This window comes from Shewanella sp. YQ_9, from assembly GCF_043103185.1.
Lineage (GTDB): Bacteria > Pseudomonadota > Gammaproteobacteria > Enterobacterales > Shewanellaceae > Shewanella > Shewanella algae.
This window is the reverse complement of record NZ_JBICJO010000045.1, coordinates 1-16675: the sequence shown is the minus strand read 5'-3', so window position 1 is coordinate 16675 and position 16675 is coordinate 1. Positions and strand designations below refer to the sequence as shown.

At 52.2% G+C, this 16675-nt stretch carries 16 protein-coding genes and 1 tRNA gene; 9 read left to right on the top strand and 8 right to left on the bottom strand.

Annotated features, from left to right (window positions below):
- Window positions 1-824 precede the first annotated feature (824 nt).
- Both ACF8D4_RS14225 and ACF8D4_RS14220 read left to right on the top strand, forming a co-directional pair.
- The gene (locus ACF8D4_RS14225) at window positions 825-2429 is read left to right on the top strand and encodes a DKNYY domain-containing protein (protein ID WP_392465045.1); all 1605 of its coding nucleotides are present in this window, start codon (window positions 825-827) and stop codon (window positions 2427-2429) included.
- A 177-nt stretch (window positions 2430-2606) separates the two neighbouring features.
- Window positions 2607-2683 (top strand) — tRNA-Trp (locus ACF8D4_RS14220).
- 147 nt (window positions 2684-2830) lie between these two features.
- Here ACF8D4_RS14220 and ACF8D4_RS14215 read toward each other — a convergent pair.
- Window positions 2831-4933, bottom strand: a complete 2103-nt coding sequence (locus ACF8D4_RS14215; RefSeq protein WP_392465043.1) for a TonB-dependent siderophore receptor — start codon at window positions 4931-4933, stop codon at window positions 2831-2833.
- 127 nt (window positions 4934-5060) lie between these two features.
- On the opposite strand from ACF8D4_RS14215, the gene ACF8D4_RS14210 reads away from it, so the two are divergent.
- Window positions 5061-6215, top strand: a complete 1155-nt coding sequence (locus ACF8D4_RS14210; RefSeq protein ID WP_392465041.1) for a PepSY-associated TM helix domain-containing protein — start codon at window positions 5061-5063, stop codon at window positions 6213-6215.
- Window positions 6215-6685 carry a hypothetical protein gene (locus ACF8D4_RS14205; protein ID WP_037436671.1) on the top strand — a complete coding sequence of 157 codons (471 nt, stop codon included), beginning with the start codon at window positions 6215-6217 and terminating at the stop codon, window positions 6683-6685. The genes ACF8D4_RS14210 and ACF8D4_RS14205 overlap by 1 nt, the downstream gene beginning before the upstream one ends.
- Here ACF8D4_RS14205 and dpsA read toward each other — a convergent pair whose 3' ends face one another.
- Window positions 6686-7156, bottom strand: coding sequence for a DNA starvation/stationary phase protection protein DpsA (gene dpsA / locus ACF8D4_RS14200; RefSeq protein ID WP_025009858.1), 471 nt, complete (start codon window positions 7154-7156; stop codon window positions 6686-6688).
- Between the two features lie 280 nt (window positions 7157-7436).
- Here dpsA and ACF8D4_RS14195 point away from each other — a divergent pair, with 280 nt between their 5' ends.
- Complete coding sequence (locus tag ACF8D4_RS14195; protein ID WP_139190768.1) at window positions 7437-7772, top strand: DNA polymerase III subunit psi; 336 nt, start codon at window positions 7437-7439, stop codon at window positions 7770-7772.
- On the top strand, window positions 7769-8227 hold the full coding sequence (gene rimI, locus ACF8D4_RS14190; RefSeq protein WP_338326891.1) for a ribosomal protein S18-alanine N-acetyltransferase: 459 nt from the start codon (window positions 7769-7771) through the stop codon (window positions 8225-8227). The genes ACF8D4_RS14195 and rimI overlap by 4 nt, the downstream gene beginning before the upstream one ends.
- A gap of 149 nt (window positions 8228-8376) precedes the next feature.
- Here the strand turns inward: rimI and lipA are convergent, their stop codons facing one another.
- The 5 genes from lipA to ACF8D4_RS14165 form a co-directional block, all read right to left on the bottom strand.
- Entirely contained in the window at window positions 8377-9342 is a 966-nt protein-coding gene (lipA, locus tag ACF8D4_RS14185; protein ID WP_028781164.1) for a lipoyl synthase, read from the bottom strand.
- Entirely contained in the window at window positions 9335-9994 is a 660-nt protein-coding gene (gene lipB / locus ACF8D4_RS14180) for a lipoyl(octanoyl) transferase LipB (protein WP_025009862.1), read from the bottom strand. The genes lipA and lipB overlap by 8 nt, the downstream gene beginning before the upstream one ends.
- A 137-nt stretch (window positions 9995-10131) precedes the next feature.
- Window positions 10132-10398 (bottom strand): DUF493 family protein YbeD, encoded by a 267-nt coding sequence (ybeD, locus tag ACF8D4_RS14175; protein WP_028781166.1) that lies wholly within the window; start codon window positions 10396-10398, stop codon window positions 10132-10134.
- A gap of 135 nt (window positions 10399-10533) precedes the next feature.
- Complete coding sequence (locus tag ACF8D4_RS14170) at window positions 10534-12342, bottom strand: aminopeptidase P family protein (protein ID WP_392465037.1); 1809 nt, start codon at window positions 12340-12342, stop codon at window positions 10534-10536.
- 140 nt (window positions 12343-12482) lie between these two features.
- Entirely contained in the window at window positions 12483-12746 is a 264-nt protein-coding gene (locus tag ACF8D4_RS14165; protein WP_071238103.1) for a hypothetical protein, read from the bottom strand.
- A 115-nt stretch (window positions 12747-12861) separates the two neighbouring features.
- Between ACF8D4_RS14165 and ACF8D4_RS14160 the strand changes: the two genes are divergently transcribed.
- Window positions 12862-14052 (top strand): MFS transporter, encoded by a 1191-nt coding sequence (locus tag ACF8D4_RS14160; protein WP_144218683.1) that lies wholly within the window; start codon window positions 12862-12864, stop codon window positions 14050-14052.
- Window positions 14053-14136: 84 nt separating this feature from the next.
- The gene (locus ACF8D4_RS14155; protein WP_025009865.1) at window positions 14137-14913 is read left to right on the top strand and encodes an ROK family protein; all 777 of its coding nucleotides are present in this window, start codon (window positions 14137-14139) and stop codon (window positions 14911-14913) included.
- Window positions 14914-14943: 30 nt separating this feature from the next.
- On the opposite strand, the gene ACF8D4_RS14150 is transcribed toward ACF8D4_RS14155, so the two are convergent.
- The gene (locus ACF8D4_RS14150; RefSeq protein ID WP_096141597.1) at window positions 14944-15264 is read right to left on the bottom strand and encodes a hypothetical protein; all 321 of its coding nucleotides are present in this window, start codon (window positions 15262-15264) and stop codon (window positions 14944-14946) included.
- 159 nt (window positions 15265-15423) lie between these two features.
- Between ACF8D4_RS14150 and ACF8D4_RS14145 the strand changes: the two genes are divergently transcribed.
- The gene (locus tag ACF8D4_RS14145) at window positions 15424-16641 is read left to right on the top strand and encodes a Xaa-Pro peptidase family protein (protein ID WP_096141596.1); all 1218 of its coding nucleotides are present in this window, start codon (window positions 15424-15426) and stop codon (window positions 16639-16641) included.
- The last annotated feature ends 34 nt before the right edge of the window (window positions 16642-16675 follow it).

Below are 16675 nucleotides of genomic sequence, written 5' to 3'. Positions count from 1 at the left end.
AACGATGGATCCCCAGCACTTTGTGTTGGGGATTTTTCGTTTTAATTGCATTTTGAAATGTCCACTCTCACATGGGGAAGATAAAGAGTCCGAACGCAGTGAGGCACAATTCCATGTGGAGTAGGGTGAGGTTATCGCGTTTATCAAACTCAGTTTGATGCGACAGACGAACGCGGAGAGCTTGCTCGAAGCTGGCCATCGCCAGACGCCCAATTTTATCTTCACTTTCTTAAAAAGTGGAGACAAAACAGTAACAAAAAAGCCCTAGCTAAATGCTAGGGCTTTTTTGTTTGTCTCGTTTCCAGCGAGCACGACTTAACATGCAGCCCAAAGCTGCTGGCGCAGTGTGTGCCCCTCAGCTCGCAGCCAAGCTGCTTCGCGCTACAGCCATCTATCAAGCTGTGCTTGATGAGCAGATGTCTTTCGCCCCCATGTGAGATGGTGCTGTGGAGATATTGAGAATAGATTGACCCGATTGTCTGGGCAGATTTATCCAGTCTCTGGAGCACAAAGACTTCACCCAACCGGTATCCTCAATAAAGGTACTCGAGGCTTAAGTAAAGAAGCCACCTGAACAAGGTGGCTTTTTTGCGTTTGGAACCTGTGAATTTTGCATTAATCCAGCTCTAGATGTCTGGCGCTGTATGGTGATGACTCACCTATCTTGCTAACCTATCATCGTTCACCTTTCCATTATTCCCTCAATTACTATTTGATGCCGCTTGGATGACAGTTACCGGACTCCTAGGAAATGAATCGATCACAGCTTGTGCTTCTTTTGGGGTTGTTTATGATCTTGGGATTGCCAGAAAAAGGAGTCAGGCATGAAGCAGACCAATTCCCAAAAGAAACTCACGGTTGAACGCTTGCTGAGAGTCGATGGCACTGAGGCTAATCTATACCGGGGGGAAGATAACATCTTTTTCTTAGCGGATGATAAGGGTTGTCTGTTGCCGATTAAAGATAAGGAAGGAGCCACTATCTATGGCATAGATACTAAGGCTTTTGCCCATCTTGGCGGCCACTTCTACGGCGATAAGACTCATCTCTATATACGTCCTGAGCGCAGCGGTCGCTGGGGTGTCTTTCCTCTGGTCCACGGTCACTTGAGAATATTGAATGAATGGTATGCATTTGATGAGCGCTATCTTTACTCCGGGATGTTTGGCGCTCGTAGGCGTATTGAGGGGGAACTCAGGATACCTCCGGGAAAGGGATACTATGCTGTCGATAGTAAACATGCCTACATAAATTCGACCAGAATAAACAATAGCTGCGCTGCCAGTTTCATCGGCCTGGAGTGCGATTATGCCCGAGATGCGAGTCAGGTGTATTTTCGTGGCAAGGCCATTGAAGGCGCTGACCCTGATAGTTTTCTGAGCTTTAACTTCAACGAACGCACGGGATTAGGCTTCGATGCCATCGACAAATACAGGGGCTACAATCTGGGGAAGGCCGACTTGAATAGTGCGGAGATAAAAGATCTTCAACTTTTCCTCAGTCTCTATCCGGGAAGTGAACAGACATACTCCTGGCTGTTAAACAGCAAAAGCAGTACCGACGAAACGGAACCCAACTGGCAGTTTTTGGGTGATGGTTTTGCCGTTACTGAGCAGGCGGTTTATTTCACGCTACCGCCTTTTGCCTTGGCGGGAGAAAGTCTGCAAGGAAGCCATGCAGGACGACTGCAGGATAAGGACAAGTATCAATGCTTGACTGAACTGGCACCGGGCAAGTTCCAATATTTACAGCAGGGCTATTATCTGTATGACTGCCAACTCTACTGGCGAGACCTTGAAGACAGGTACCATTTTTGTGCGTTAAAGCTCAGTAAGGTCAATGCCGCGACGTTTACTTGTATTGGTGGTGAGTATTTCACTGATGGGAGCAAAGTCATCTGTCGTGGCAAGATATTGAAAGGTGTTCAGCCAGATGTTGTACAGCTTTACTCTGAATACCTATTGAGTGATGGCCTGTCGCTCTATTATCGGGGCAAGAAATTGAGTCGTGTGATGCTGGAGAACTTTGAATACCTCGGACACCATTATTTCAGTATTGCAGGACAGCTTTATCGTCATGACCGCGAGTTGAAAAACGCCAAGTCTCAATCGGTTTACCAAAGCAATTGCCGCTTTATCTCCGCTGAGTGTCTTGCCCTGAATAATGGCAGGGTGATTTATCGTAATCTTTTGCAAAACAAACAATTGGATGGTGCAAGTTTGGTAGTTTTCAATCACTACTTTGCCAAGGATGGTAAGCATGTATATTGCATCGACTGGAATGACAGGTTTCATGTAATAGCTGAGGCTGATCCGAAAACCTTTCACGCTCCAGATTTCAGACAAGATGTTAAGCTGCAGCAAAAAGGGCATGATAAGCAACGGACTTTTGATTGGCGGCAGTTGTTACCTGAGCCCGAATATTCCTGAGTCTTTGGCTTATGTTCTGGGCTGGTTCGCTGTTTACGGCTGCTTGGTTTTGTCTAGAGAAAACCCTGGATGCCCACCACGGCTTGGCTTTGCCTGAAAAAGCTGCAATCAGAGGTGTTTGTGCCAAAAAGTCCTTTACCTTTAGGAAGGCTTTTTGCATAATGCCCCTCGTTCCACAGGGGTGTAGTTCCAATTGGTAGAACAGCGGTCTCCAAAACCGACGGTTGCGGGTTCGAGTCCTGCCACCCCTGCCACATTCCAGACGGCCTGCATAGCAATATGCGGGCCGTTTTCCTTTATGGCTGCATTCAAAGTTTCTCTGTTCTCGATATAAAAACAGCAGCCCTACAGGCTGCTGTTTGAGCTACCACTTTGCTTACTGAACCATGAGCAAGCAGGGATTACCAAGTGTAGTTGATACTCAGCTCCAGGCTTCTCGGTTCACCAAAGAAACCCTGGTTGTAAAAGTCGATGCTGGAATAATACTTCTTGTCGAACAGGTTCCGGACATTTAACCTGGCAACTAGATTGTCCTGTATTTGATAGCTGGCCATCAGATTAGCCAGGAAATAGCTATCCTGCCTAGAAGAAGCTTTGTTAGGGCCTACCTGGTCTTTGTAGGTTTTACTTTGCCAGCTGATGTTGCCTCCCAGAGTCAGATCGCTCAGCGCCCCGTCGAAGTGATACAGGCTGGAAATACGCAGCAGATGCTTGGGCAAATGAGTCCCGAAGGGGCTGCCATCGGCCTTTTCTGATTCGCTATAGGTATAGCTGAAGAACACGTCCAAGTCGTCGCTGGGGTGGCCGCTAAGCTCCAATTCAAAACCTTTATTGTTGGTGCCTTTCACCGCTCGTTGAGGGAAGCTGCCATCCGGTAGCGGTGGTTGCCCGGGATCGGCTTCGGCGACATTATCTTTTTGCACCTTGAATACCGCCAGGCTTGCCGTCAGCGCTTCGTTGAAGAAGTCCCCCTTGGCCCCCAACTCTATGTTATTGCCTGTGACGGGATCCAGGTACTGGTTATTAACGTCTTTGGCATTCTGGGGTTGAAAGATTTCGGTATAGCTGGCGTAAAGCGACAGGGTATCGTTGAGCTTGTATACCAGTCCGGCGTAAGGCGTGAAAACATCATCATGTTTATAATCCTTGTTGTCCTGGTTTACCTCCATTTCATATTTACTCAACCTGGCACCCAAGATAAGAGTGACATCGTCATGCAGAGATAATTGGCTGGCCAGATAGGCACCCTGCTGGGTTTCGGTCGATTCGCTGCGCTGGGGAGTTTGTGTGTAGGTGGGTTCATTGATGCTGCCATCCCACTCAAAGAAATTACCCACTTGCAGAGTGTCGCTGCTGTAATATGAATCGGCGTCCACTTCCTGTTTGGAATAGAGCAGACCTGCAGTCAACCTGTGGCTACGACCAAAGAGTTCGAAGGGACCCGAAACAAACAGCCTGGCTGCATCTTGATCCCGCCAGGATTGGTAAATCATGGGAAGAGCCCCCATTCCCAGGCCGGTTGTTTTATCGGGATAACCGGACAAGTACAGCAGATGGCCATCCATTTCATCTTCTCTGTGCTCCAAGTCGATTCTCAGATCCCAGTCGCTATCGAAGCTGTGCTCAACTGAAGCGAAAACATTGGTGCCTTCCCGTTCCCAACGGGACCAGGATGCGGCAGTGGTACTGGAGGTGGACAGATCATCCGCCAGGCTCCCATCGGCATAAAACAGTGGTAACCCACCCCAAGTTGAGCCTTTGGGATCGCGTTTACTATGATCGGCTCCGATCAACAGTTTGGTTTGGTCACTGAGAGCGGCGCTGAACACAGCATAGAGTTGTAGATTTTGCTCTTCCGAGAGATTAACGTAGCTTTCTTTATCCTCGTAGGCTGCAGCAACCCGCGCCTGGTACTTACCATCCTGGTCCAGATCAAATGAGCCGTCACCCTCGACTCGATAACTATTCCAGGAGCCTAGCTTGGCACTCAGATAACCTGATGGATAGGCCTTGGGGCGTTTGCGGATCAGGTTGATGGCGGCCGAGGGTTCACCTGCACCTGTCAGGAGCCCTGTGGCACCACGGACTATCTCCACTCGGTCAAAGATGATGGTATCTGTAACCGCATCGTTGAAGAAGCTGCTGTAGTTGACCGGCACCCCATCAAACTGGAAGTTGGTGATAGGATTGCCTCTGGCATTGAAAAAGTAACGATTGGTTTCAGCCTGCTGGGCATAGATCCCTGGGCTAAGGGTCATGACCTCGGCAATATTATTCAAAGAGAAACTCTGAATAAACTCCTGATCTATGATGGACACAGATTGCGGCGTTTCCCTGAGTGTCAGTGGCAGTCCAGTTGCCGTGGCAGCCTTGTCCAGGCGACTGCCCTTGATCTGTATTACTTCAATATCGCTTGAGTCTGTTGTGGTTTCCTGGTCCTTTGCGTATGCCTGCGGTACCAGACTGATGCCCGCCAACAGGCTGGCAGTGACGACTCTGTGCATATTTCCCCTCTCAATATGATGGCTTGTGTTAGCTGAACTTGGTTTTTCTGTAGTTATTATTGCGATATTGATAATGATTTCTATTGTATTTACAATTCAGCTTTATTTTTTTAGCCATAGAGAAACTATGCCGAAGATAAGTAATCGCATGTGGTTCCTGTTTCACGGATGGTGTTCATTGCCTATCTGGTTGCTGTTCTGCTTCGTATGTTTGACCGGGACAGTGGCTGTTTTGAGCCATGAGATTACCTGGCTGACGAATCCCGCGGCCAGGGCATTGAATCCGGATGCTTTACCGGAAAAGAGCGTTGCCGAGTTGGTGGAGAATGTGCAGCGTGCTTACCCTGATGCCGATGTCAGCAATGTGATGCTGTTTGAGCCTTATCTGGTGAATGCCGTGGTGTTCTCCGATGTCGACAAGCCCTTTGCTATCGCTTATGTGAACCAGTACAGCGGAGAGATCCAGGAGGTGAACAGTGGTATTACCTTCATAGGATTCATGCGCTCATTGCATGGTTGGTTGCTGTTTCCCTGGCAAAATGGTTTTAGTGTCGGGTATTACCTGGTCAGTGGTTTATCACTGTTGATGTTGGGGTCTGTGATATCCGGGATGGTTATATACAAGCGTTTCTGGCGTAGTTTCTTCAGCCCCAAATTAAGATTCAACCAAGGTAAGAGAACCCTGGTGACAGATTTGCATCGCCTGCTGGGTGTCTGGTCTATCTGGTTTATTGTCCTGATGAGTCTTACCGGTCTTTGGTATCTGGCACAAGGAATAATGTGGCATGCCGATGTCGATATCGAGCCCCACACGCCTCTGGTTGATATCGCCGATGTGCCAATGGGCGAAGCCAGACCTCAGCCCTCTTTGAGTCTTAAACAGGCTCTGTTACAGGCCAAAGAGCAGTTTCCCGACTTTCATCCCAGTTATATCAGTTTGCCGGAGCACAACCGGGACCTCTATCGTTTGCAGGGCAGTGGCGATTTCCTGTTTTATGACCAGTATGCCTACGGACTGGAACTGGATCCCTGGAGCGGCGCAATCGTCAGTAGCAAGTCACCACAAACCATGACCACATTGCAAACTATGATGCATATTGCCAATCCCTTGCATTACGGCACTTTGGCTGGCGTTTGGACCAAGATAATCTGGTTCCTGTTTGGCTTATTGCTCAGTGGTATGTCTATCACCGGATTTATGATCTGGAGCAGTCGCATATTCAAGGCGAGCAGGCGTCAGCAAGATGTGCCACTAGTGGCAGAGCAACAGGAGAGTTATTGATGAAGAAACGGCTTTCTTTTTGGCAGCGCAATAAATTCAAGCTCAACGGAGTGTTGTTATTGCTGCCCATCTGGTTTCTCTATCGCTCCTTGACGCCAGAATTACCAGTGAGCTGGTCATCAGTAAGTGCCGGACCGTTTGAGGTAGAGGCCACTCCGGCCGATATGGCGCCGGCCTATCTGCACCATGGTGAATATGTGAAGGACTTTGCCCTGAGGTTTATTGCAGGAGAAGTGAGTGATATTCGCCAGGGATACCTGAATATTGGTCCTGAGCCACTGGCGCTGGAGGTGTTGCAGCAAGGTGAGAGTGGCATCTTGCACGGAAGTCGCCACGGTCAACATGTACACGCCATAGCTCCGGCCGCGTTCGGCGCGGCCGATAAGTTATGGCTAACTCTCGAAGACTGGCACGGACGGCGTTATGTCGCTCATTGGCCTTTGCCGTCGGCTTGGGTGTTAGTGCAGTAATTACTGCACTAACAAGCTGCGAAGCATCCAGGCGGTCTTTTCATGCAGCTGAATACGCTGGGTCAGCAGATCTGCCGTTGCTTCGTCATTGGCCTGGTTCACCAGAGGGTAGAGTGCCCGGGCGTTGCGAATAATGATCTCCTGGCCTTCCAGCAGTTCCTCAAGCATCTGTTTGGCATCTGTGATGCCTGAGTCTTCTTTGATTTCGGTCTGAGCGGCGTAGGCGCTGTAGGATCCCAAGGCTCTTTCACCCAGGGCTCTTACCCGCTCTGCTATGACATCCACCGCGGCAGCCAATTCGGTGTACTGCTCTTCAAACAGTTGGTGTAGGCTGGTGAACATGGGGCCTGTCACGTTCCAGTGGAAGCTGTGAGTCTTAAGATAAAGGCTGTAGGTGTCAGCAAGTAAGCGATTCAAACCGTTGGCTATTTCCAGGCGATCGGCTTGGTTGATCCCGATATTGATATTCATAATATAACCTCCATAAATGATCTGTTTTCTATACTACTCCGGAAGCTAATTAGTTAAAGTGGATAAAGTAGATTTCTGCAATCGATTTTGTTTAAGTGGATTGCCGGGGGATTTGCTCTCAGGTCACAGACAGTTGCTGAGCAAGCTGGTATTCTAAAGCGCTTAACTTGGAAGCTCTGTTGCGGGTTTCTTTCAGTCATTTTTTGCCCTTCTTGTTCGTCCCTCGGCTATGGGTTTTGGGCGACATTTTCAAACTGCGTTAAAGCGGAGCGCAATCACCATGAATAAATATCTGCACGCCATGGGAATAGAGCTGTGGCGCAGTAGACAAGACTCTCCCTCCCAGGTGCCTTTCATGCTGTTGGTGCCTGATGCTGATGAGAGCGTATTGCAACATCCTCTGGTGCTCAAGGTGTTGGCGTTATTGGGACTGGAGGCCGGGCAGTGCAGCGTCGGTAATCGGCCTGTGGCTGGGCAAGAGGTGATATGGAATATGTTCCCTGAGCCTGTTGAAGGGGCCTGGCTGCATTCATCGCAGCCGGCGCAATTGATGTCAGGCAGTGAGGGCAAGCGCGCCCTATGGCAACAGATTTGGCACAGGTTGGAGGCGAAGTGACTGAGGTTATCGCAATTAGAGCCTTGGAGGCCGATGACCTCGACGAGATGATGAAAATTGAACAACTGGCCCATGAGTTTCCCTGGAGTGAGGCGACTCTGGGCAGTTGCTTTGGCCGTTTTTACCGGGCTTTGGGGTTATATCTAGGACCGGAGCTTCAAGGCTTTTGCTTGCTGCAGGTCTTGTTCGAGGAAGCGACCCTGATGAATATCTGTATCGCTCCTGCCGCACAAGGTCAGGGGTTGGGGCGGCAATTATTACAGGCGGCAATCGAGCTGCTTAAAGAGACTGGTGTGGAGAGATTATTGCTGGAAGTCAGGGTGGGTAATGCCGGCGCTATCGCCTTGTATCGGCGCCTGGGCTTTATTGAGACCGGCTCCAGGGCCGATTACTATCAGGCCAAAGAGGGCCGGGAAGATGCTCTGTTGATGGAGTTGTCTCTTCACTCCTCTTAGTCTCTTGGTTCTTCTTCGCTCATCCCGGCTAATATGGACAGAGGCTGCTATGTCAGAGCCTTTGCCGCTAATCTTTAGGCCCATCATTGTACCTATGAATAGAAAAACAGCGCCTTTGGGCGCTGTTTCTTTAGGTGCTTGGGCTTGGTCTATTTGACCTCTTTCCCCTGGGCCTGAAGGTCGGCATGGTAGCTTGAGCGAACCAGCGGGCCACAGGCGGCGTGGGTAAAGCCAAGTTCGGTTGCCAGGTTGTGGAAGTCGTCAAACTCCTTGGGAGTCACGTAACGCTCCACCGGCAAGTGGAACTTGGATGGCTGCAGATACTGGCCCAGAGTCAGCATGTTGACATTGTGAGCGCGCAGATCTCTGAGCACCTGTTCAATCTCTTCATTGCTTTCACCCAGTCCGAGCATGATCCCCGACTTGGTCGGGATATCCGGATGGCGTTCTTTAAAGCGTTTGAGCAGATCCAATGACCACTGATAGTTGGCACCGGGACGGGCCTTACGATAGTGAGCCGGAGCCGTTTCCAGGTTGTGGTTGAATACATCCGGTGGCTCGGTCGCCAGAATATCCAGTGCCTGATCGATACGGCCGCGGAAGTCAGGCACCAATATCTCTATCTTGATCTCAGGGTTGAGTTTGCGGATCTCACGGATACAGTCGGCGAAGTGCTGGGCGCCGCCGTCACGCAGATCGTCACGATCCACAGAGGTGATCACCACATACTTGAGCTTCATATCCCTGATGGTCTGTGCCAGCTTGAGTGGCTCTTCGGCGTCAGGCTTGAGTGGACGGCCATGGGCTACGTCACAGAAGGGACAACGCCGGGTACAAATGGCGCCGAGGATCATAAAGGTGGCAGTACCATGGTTGAAGCACTCGGCCAGGTTCGGGCAGGAGGCTTCTTCACACACTGAGTGCAAACCATTTTTACGCAGTGCCTGTTTGATATCCAGGATCCGCTGATTGGAAGATGGCAGCTTAACCCGCAACCAATCGGGCTTGCGCAGCATGGTGTCGCGCTCTGATGGCACAACTTTGACCGGGATTCGGGCGACCTTTTCGGCGTCCCGCAATTTCACACCGGGCTGTAATCTTTCTGGCCTATTCATATGACTCTGCTAATCCTTGGTGATGCACTGTTTGCTCATAGCCCAAACGTTGGCTAAAAGTTTCAATCAGGTGTTGGCCTGCCTCCTCGACACTCTGGGGGCCACCGAGTGCTTTGCACTGGGCCATTTCGAGTCCGGCATAACCACAGGGGTTGATACGACGAAAAGGGGCGAGATCCATGTCGACATTCAGCGCCAAGCCGTGGAATGAGCATCCCTTACGGATCCTCAGCCCCAAAGAGGCGATTTTACGCTCCTCGACATAGACACCCGGCGCATCGGCCTTGGCGTAGGCTGGAATATCGAAGCGCTTGAGCAGCTCCACCAGGCTTTGTTCTATGTCGGTAACCAGCTGTCTTACCCCAAGCTTGCGCCGTTTGATGTTGATAAGAGGGTAGGCGACCAACTGCCCCGGGCCATGGTAAGTTACCTGGCCACCGCGATCCACCTGGATCACCGGGATATCGCCGGTGTTGAGTAGATGCTCACTCTTACCGGCCTGGCCTTGGGTGAAAACCGGTGGATGCTCCACCAGCCAGAGTTCATCTGGGCTGTGTTCGTCACGGGTGTCGGTATAGTGCTGCATGGCATGCCATACAGTCTCATAATCCATGTTACCCAAGTGGCGGATATGCAATGTATTGTCTGGCAAGGGCAACGTCTCCCCCTCTGTTTGAGATGATACCAATCAGTATCAAGCTGTGCTCACTCTTTGATACCGGCAGGTATTATACGCTTCGGCAGGTAAAATGTAATCCAGATCACACTTTCTCTGCCGAGTGCCAGGTATCAGAGTACTCGGCGAACGCCTTCAATAGCGGCAAGTTCAGTGTACAAGGTTTCGATATGTTCCTTGCTGGTCACTCTCACATTTATAGTCACCGAGATATAGGTACCTTTGCTGGAGGCCTTGGTGGTGGGGCTGTAATCGCCGGGGGCGTGCTTCTGGACGACTTCGACTACGCGGTCGGCCAGGGTATCGCTGGCATCGCCAACCACTTTAAATGGGAAGGAGGTTGGAAACTCCAGATACTGATCAAAGGTGGTACTTATCATGGGATTGAGATTCTCATGGCAAAATAATAACGGCTATATGGCGGCTATTATATCCCAATTCAAGGGGCGGATCTTCTCGCGAATAGCACAGAGAGTTTGACAAAGGGCGCCGGGCATTGACGGCGCCCTTGGGCGTTACAGCGGCGAGGTGGCCTGTTCGAGCCAGGCCAGTGATTCGCCACTCATCAGCGGTGACAGGGTCTGATAAACGCGGCTGTGATAGTCATTGAACCAATTGAGCTCAGCTTCAGTAAGCAGACTCTTGTCTATCAAGCGTTTATCCATAGGGATCAGAGTCAGAGCGTCGAACTCGAATATCTCCCGCTCGGCCCCTTTGAGCGCTTCACAGGGGCGTACTTCCACTAGGTTTTCCAGACGGATACCGAAGGCATCTGTACGGTAATAGCCGGGCTCGTTGGAAAGCACCATTCCGGGCAGCAAAGGAATGGCATTGAGGTTCTTGCCTATTCTTTGTGGGCCTTCATGAACGCTGAGGAAGTGGCCAACACCATGGCCCGTGCCGTGGTCGTAGTCAAAACCGTGCTGCCACAAGTATTGACGGGCGAAGGCATCCAGTTGTTGCCCCGTAGTGCCCCGCGGGAAGCGGGCCTGATCCAGGGCGATATGCCCCTTGAGCACCAAGGTCACCATCTTTTTCTGTTCGGCGCTGACTTCACCTATGGCTATGGTGCGGGTAACGTCCGTGGTGCCGTCCAAATACTGGGCGCCAGAGTCCACCAGATAGATGCTGTTCATCTCCATCATGGCAGGAGTGCCGTTGAGATGGTTATAGTGGCACATGGCCGCATTGCCGCCGGTGGCGGAAATAGTGTCAAAGCTTGGCTCGCGGTAGAGAGGATCCTCAAGGCGATAGCTCTCAAGCTTATCTGCCAGTGTGCCCTCATCGTAGAGGCGGCCTGCGGCCACTTCGGCATCCAACCAAGCCAGGAAACGGCTCACGGCAACGCCGTCACGGATATGGCTGGCGCGCATTCCCTGCAGTTCGGCACTGTTTTTACAGGCCTTGGGCAGTGTCACAGGATCGAGTCCGGCGATCAGTTTGGCGCCGGCGGCTTTGGCCTGTAATTGGCTGAAGGCGTTGGCATTATTGGGATCGGCTAAAAGCTTTCTGCCTTCAAGCGCTTGCAACGCTTCGGCGAGCTCCGACTCGGCGCGGAAGCTGACACCGGCCCCTACGTGGGCTTCAATCCCCTGGGGTAATTTGGCAAGCTCGGTAAACAGTGTCATCTCACCATTGGCTTCCAGCAGGGCACAGCCCAGTGCCACGGGCAACCTGGGCACGTCCTGACCGCGGATATTGAGTAACCAGCAGAAGGAGTCCAGCGCCGCTATCAGCGCTACATCGGCCCCGGCCTTTTTCACCAGGGCGCCGATTTCACTGCGCTTCTGTTCGCTGCTCTTGCCGGCAGACTCGGCATTGAAGAGGATAATGAGCTTGTTTTCCGGCACGGGTCTGTCTTGCCAGTGCAAATCCACCGGGTTGTTGTCAAGCGCCACCAATGTCATACCCGCCTTACTCAGCGTGGCTTCGGCATCTTGCTGCCAGGCCAGGGTATGCAACCTGGGATCGTAGCCAATGCGGCAACCGGCCGGCAGCTTTTCCGCCAACCATTGTGCCTGGGGCATATCTGTCAGGCTCTCATAACTGAACAGGGTCGAGTCCACCTGTTGCCTCACCTGCACTGTGTAGCGGCCATCAGTAAAAATGGCGGCGCTGTCCTTCATCACAATCGCCATCCCCGCCGAGCCGGTAAAGTCAGTCAGCCAATGCAAACGCTCGTTGTGCGCCGGCACATACTCGCCGAGATACTCGTCGGCACGGGGCTGGATAAAGGCATCGAGTTGGTGTTTGGCCATTTCGCTGCGCACGGCATTAAGCCGTGATGCGATATGGGGGCTCTTGGGCGATTGTGATTGCAACATAGGGGCTCCGCTGATGGTCGGCTTGGGTACCCTTGGCCGACCTTGTCTTTATGAGTGATAGCGGATTATGGCAAGCCCTGAAGTCGCTTCGCAAGGGTGGGCATGTTGAAAAAACTTTAACTGCTGTAAAGGGGGCCAAGTTAATTGCTGCCAAACAGAGTCGCTATGCCGACCAAAAAGGAGCTAACCAGAGTAGCCATCACTCCCTTGCTGACATCTTCACTGCGTACTCTGTCATCGCTTGGTTGTTGATCCCGCGCCAGCTTTTCATTGCGCTGCTCGACATTGTCGGCCACGTTGTCATAGAGATCCTGAGAAGGAGAGTATGGCTGGTTGCTGCAGCCTGCTCCCATGCCCAGAAGCAAGGTCAACAGTAGCACTCTGATACAGTTTCGCTTTCCCACAGTGTTCTTCCTTGAATGAAAATGTTAAAACTGATTGGCTTAGGTTAACTCTATGTATGTTTATTGACCTGTTCAAGGTTTTTATCTGTCTCGACTTTTATTCAAGGATGCCTTTATGCCGCTAAATGTTTGGGTGTTGATGTTGGCGCAGGCCTTTGCCATGAGTGCCACACCTATCATGGTATTGCTCGGAGGCATCATAGGGGCAGAGCTGAGCCCGGTTCCCTCGCTGTCGACACTGCCTATCGCCATGATGGTAGTCGGAGTCGCTGTGGCGATTGTGCCCATCAATATCTTGATGCAGCGTTTGGGGCGGCGGCGGGTATTTATCGGTGGCGCCCTGCTGACCAGTGTGGCCGGCGCTATGGCGGCGCTTAGTGTTTGGTATGCCCAGTTCTGGGGATTTTGTGGCAGTGGTCTGCTGCTCGGATGCGGCGGCGCCATTATTCAGCAATACCGTTTTGCCGCCATGGAGTCAGTGGCGCCGACTCTGTCTGCCAAGGCAGCCAGCCGGGTGTTGCTTGGTGGTTTACTCGCCGCCTTCCTCGGGCCAGAACTTGCCTTGCTGGCCAAGGATATTTTGCCGGTAACCTACACAGGTGCATTTTTGATGGTGACTCTGGTCGGTGTGCTGGCGCTGGCCTGCCTGCTGTTTTATCAAGATGAAGGCCCGGTACTCAAAGCCTCCAAGGTTGAGCGTATGGGCATTCGGCCATTGCCAATTATTTTGCGTCAAAGCCGACTCTGGGTTGCCTGCGGCGCCGCAGTTATAGGCTACGCCTTGATGAGTTTTATCATGACGGCAACCCCGGTACATATGCATCACATAGAGCATCACAGCCTGGAGGATACCAAGTGGGTGATCCAGAGTCATGTGATTGCCATGTATCTGCCCTCGCTGATAAGTGGCTACCTGATAGCCCGCTTGGGTCACACCCGCATCATGTTGGCCGGGCTGGCGCTTTACTGCCTGACCTTGGCTCTGGCGCTGGCGGGGCGTGATCTGCTCAACTATTGGAGTGCGCTGGTGATGTTGGGTGTGGGTTGGAACTTCCTGTTTGTTGCCGGCACTTCGCTGCTGCCTGGCTGTTATCGCCCCGAAGAGAGATTCACTGTGCAGTCTTTCAACGATTCTCTGGTATTTGGCTCTCAAGCATTGGCGTCTCTGGGGGCCGGCTGGGTCATTTATCAGCTCGGCTGGCAACTGCTGCTGGTGATCTGTATTCCCGCCATTGCGACCCAACTTATCCTGATAGCATGGTGGAAGTTAAGTAAAAGCAAAGCGTTACAAATAACAGAACCTTGATGATTAGGTGCGGTGCCGGCAGCACTGTGCTAACATCTTAGGCCGTCTACCGCCTCTGGCGGTACGGTAAAAAGGGGTTTATTGATGTCGACATTAACGATCGAAGTGGGGACTGAAACCGCGCTGTTTCAGCTGCGGCAAGGGGAAACAACAGAACAATATAAAATCCCCACCGGAGAGAGTTTCACCATAGCAGATCTCAATCGGCAATTGGCTGAACTTGAATCTGATTATGGGCTTGCAAACTACCGTCTGGCTCTGGCCTTCCCCGGCATGGTGCGAGACAACCAACTAATATCCTGTCGTGCCTTACCGGCGCTGGTGGGGCTCAACCCGGAAAAACTCAGCAGCCGTGGTGAACTGGTGGCCATCAGTAATGATATCCACGCCGGTCTGCACGCCATTGCCAGCGTAAAACACCAGTGCGAACTGCTGGTGATGTGTGGCACAGGGATCGGCATGTCACTGGCGCTCAACGGCCGGGTGTTCAGTGGTGCCAATGGTCTGGCCGGTGAGCTTGGGGCTTGCCGGGTGATGACGGAGTCAGGGGAATTCAGCCTCGAACAGTTGGCCAGTGGCGAGTCGGTGCGGCGTCGACGCTTGCGCAACCCGGTAGAACTCTACCGCGCCGGGGCCTATCTGGGGATGGGCATTGCCTGGGCGGTTAACCTGCTCAACCCGCAAAAACTCTGGCTCGCCGGTAACATGTTGGCCAATGCCGACTACTACAAGGGCTGTGTCAGCGGTGTTAAAGACTTGGCGGTTCCTGCCACTGTCAGTCAGTGTCAGATAAGTCGGGTCGACGATATGGAGACCTTGGTCTGCCGCGGCCTGCAAGTAATGCTGATGCAACAGGCCTGATAGTCTGATTCAAGGGGGAGACATCCCCCTTCAAGCCGGTTCTTGGCAGGCCTGACGCATCTTCAACCAGAAGGCCCTTTGGCACAGGTTGCTGAAGGCTTTTTGTTTTGGGCTGATATCGTTTCCTTTCAGCACCCGATAACGGGTCCAGTTATCTTCACAAAGCTCGCCGATATTGGACTGGTTTGGCTCCTGTTCCAGCTCCTGCTGTTTTTCTATAATGGCGCCATCGGCAAAGTGATATTGCCATAAACCTTCATCGTCCGTGGTGTGAATTTGCACCGACTCCAACAGTTCAGCGCTGCTTGTCCGTCCTTCTATGGCCAGAATATAGTTGGCAAGATCCTGCATATTGTACTCCCGCGTTTGGCGCAAGCAGCATACCAGCGGTCGCCGGAAATTGGCAATTTCGTTTGCTGCCTTTAAAATTTGCATACAATATGCTAAAACTCTCGAGCACATTAATACCCAAGCAAATAACGACTAAAAGTAATCAAGCAGGAGAATTCTATGAGCACAGGCGTTGGCGGCTCAACCCCGGAGCAGGAGTTGGCAAAGCTGGTGGATATGACCCGGGATGTCACAGCGGTGGAAGCCGCCGAATTCAAAACCAGGCAACAAAATGCCCAGGCGCTGATGCAAGAGTTGGGGATAGATGCCCTCTATCTCAACGCCGGCACCAATCTCTATTATTTCTCCGGTCTGCGTTGGTATGCCAGTGAGCGTATGGTAGGAGCGATTTTGCCCAGTCGTGGTGAGCTGGAATACCTGGCGCCGGCATTTGAGCTCGACACCCTCAAGGGCTTTATGTTGCAGCCTGGACGGGTTAACACCTGGCATGAGCACCAGAGTCCCTATGAGCTGTGCCGCAATGTGCTTGAGCGCATGGGCTGTCTGCGCCCGGGCGCCGTTCTGGCTATAGATGAATCTGCCCCTTTCTTTTTGTTTGATGGCCTGCGTGAGGCTTGCCCCGAGCTTGCCTTTGTCAACGGCGCCAAGGTTAGTGCCCAACTGCGAATGCATAAATCGGCCGCCGAGCTGAGGCTGATTCAGCGGGCGATGGATATGACGCTCGAAGTGCACAAGGCCGCCGCCAGAATATTACGCCCGGGGATCAGTACCGCCGAGGTGGAAGATTTTATCGACAAGGCCCATAGAGCCGTGGGGGCCAGTGGCTCCTATTTCTGCATAGTGCTCTTTGGTGAGGACAGTGCCTATCCCCATGGGGTCAAGTCGCCCAAGACGCTGGAGCCGGGTGACACTGTGTTGATAGACACTGGCTGTCAGCTGCATGGTTACAACTCGGATATTACCCGCACTTATGTATTTGGTACGCCAAGCGAGCGGCAGCGGCAATTGTGGGCGCTGGAACAGGCAGCGCAGAGGGCCGGTTTTGAAGCGGCGGCTTTAGGTGCGCCCTGCAGTGGTGTCGACAAGGCGGCCAGAGCTGTGTTGGAAGGGGCCGGTTTCGGGCCCGGATATCAACTGCCGGGACTGCCCCATAGAACTGGCCACGGCATAGGCTTGGATATTCATGAGTGGCCCTACCTGGTTGATGGCGACAATACCCCACTGGCCGTTGGTATGTGTTTTTCCAATGAGCCCATGCTTTGTGTGCCCGGCGAGTTCGGCGTTCGCCATGAAGATCACTTCTATATGACGGCAGAGGGGCCACGCTGGTTTACCCAGCCGGCCAAGTCGATTGACGATCCCTTCGCGCAGGGTTAACAGCTGTTACTGAAACAACAAACCCGGCTTTGGC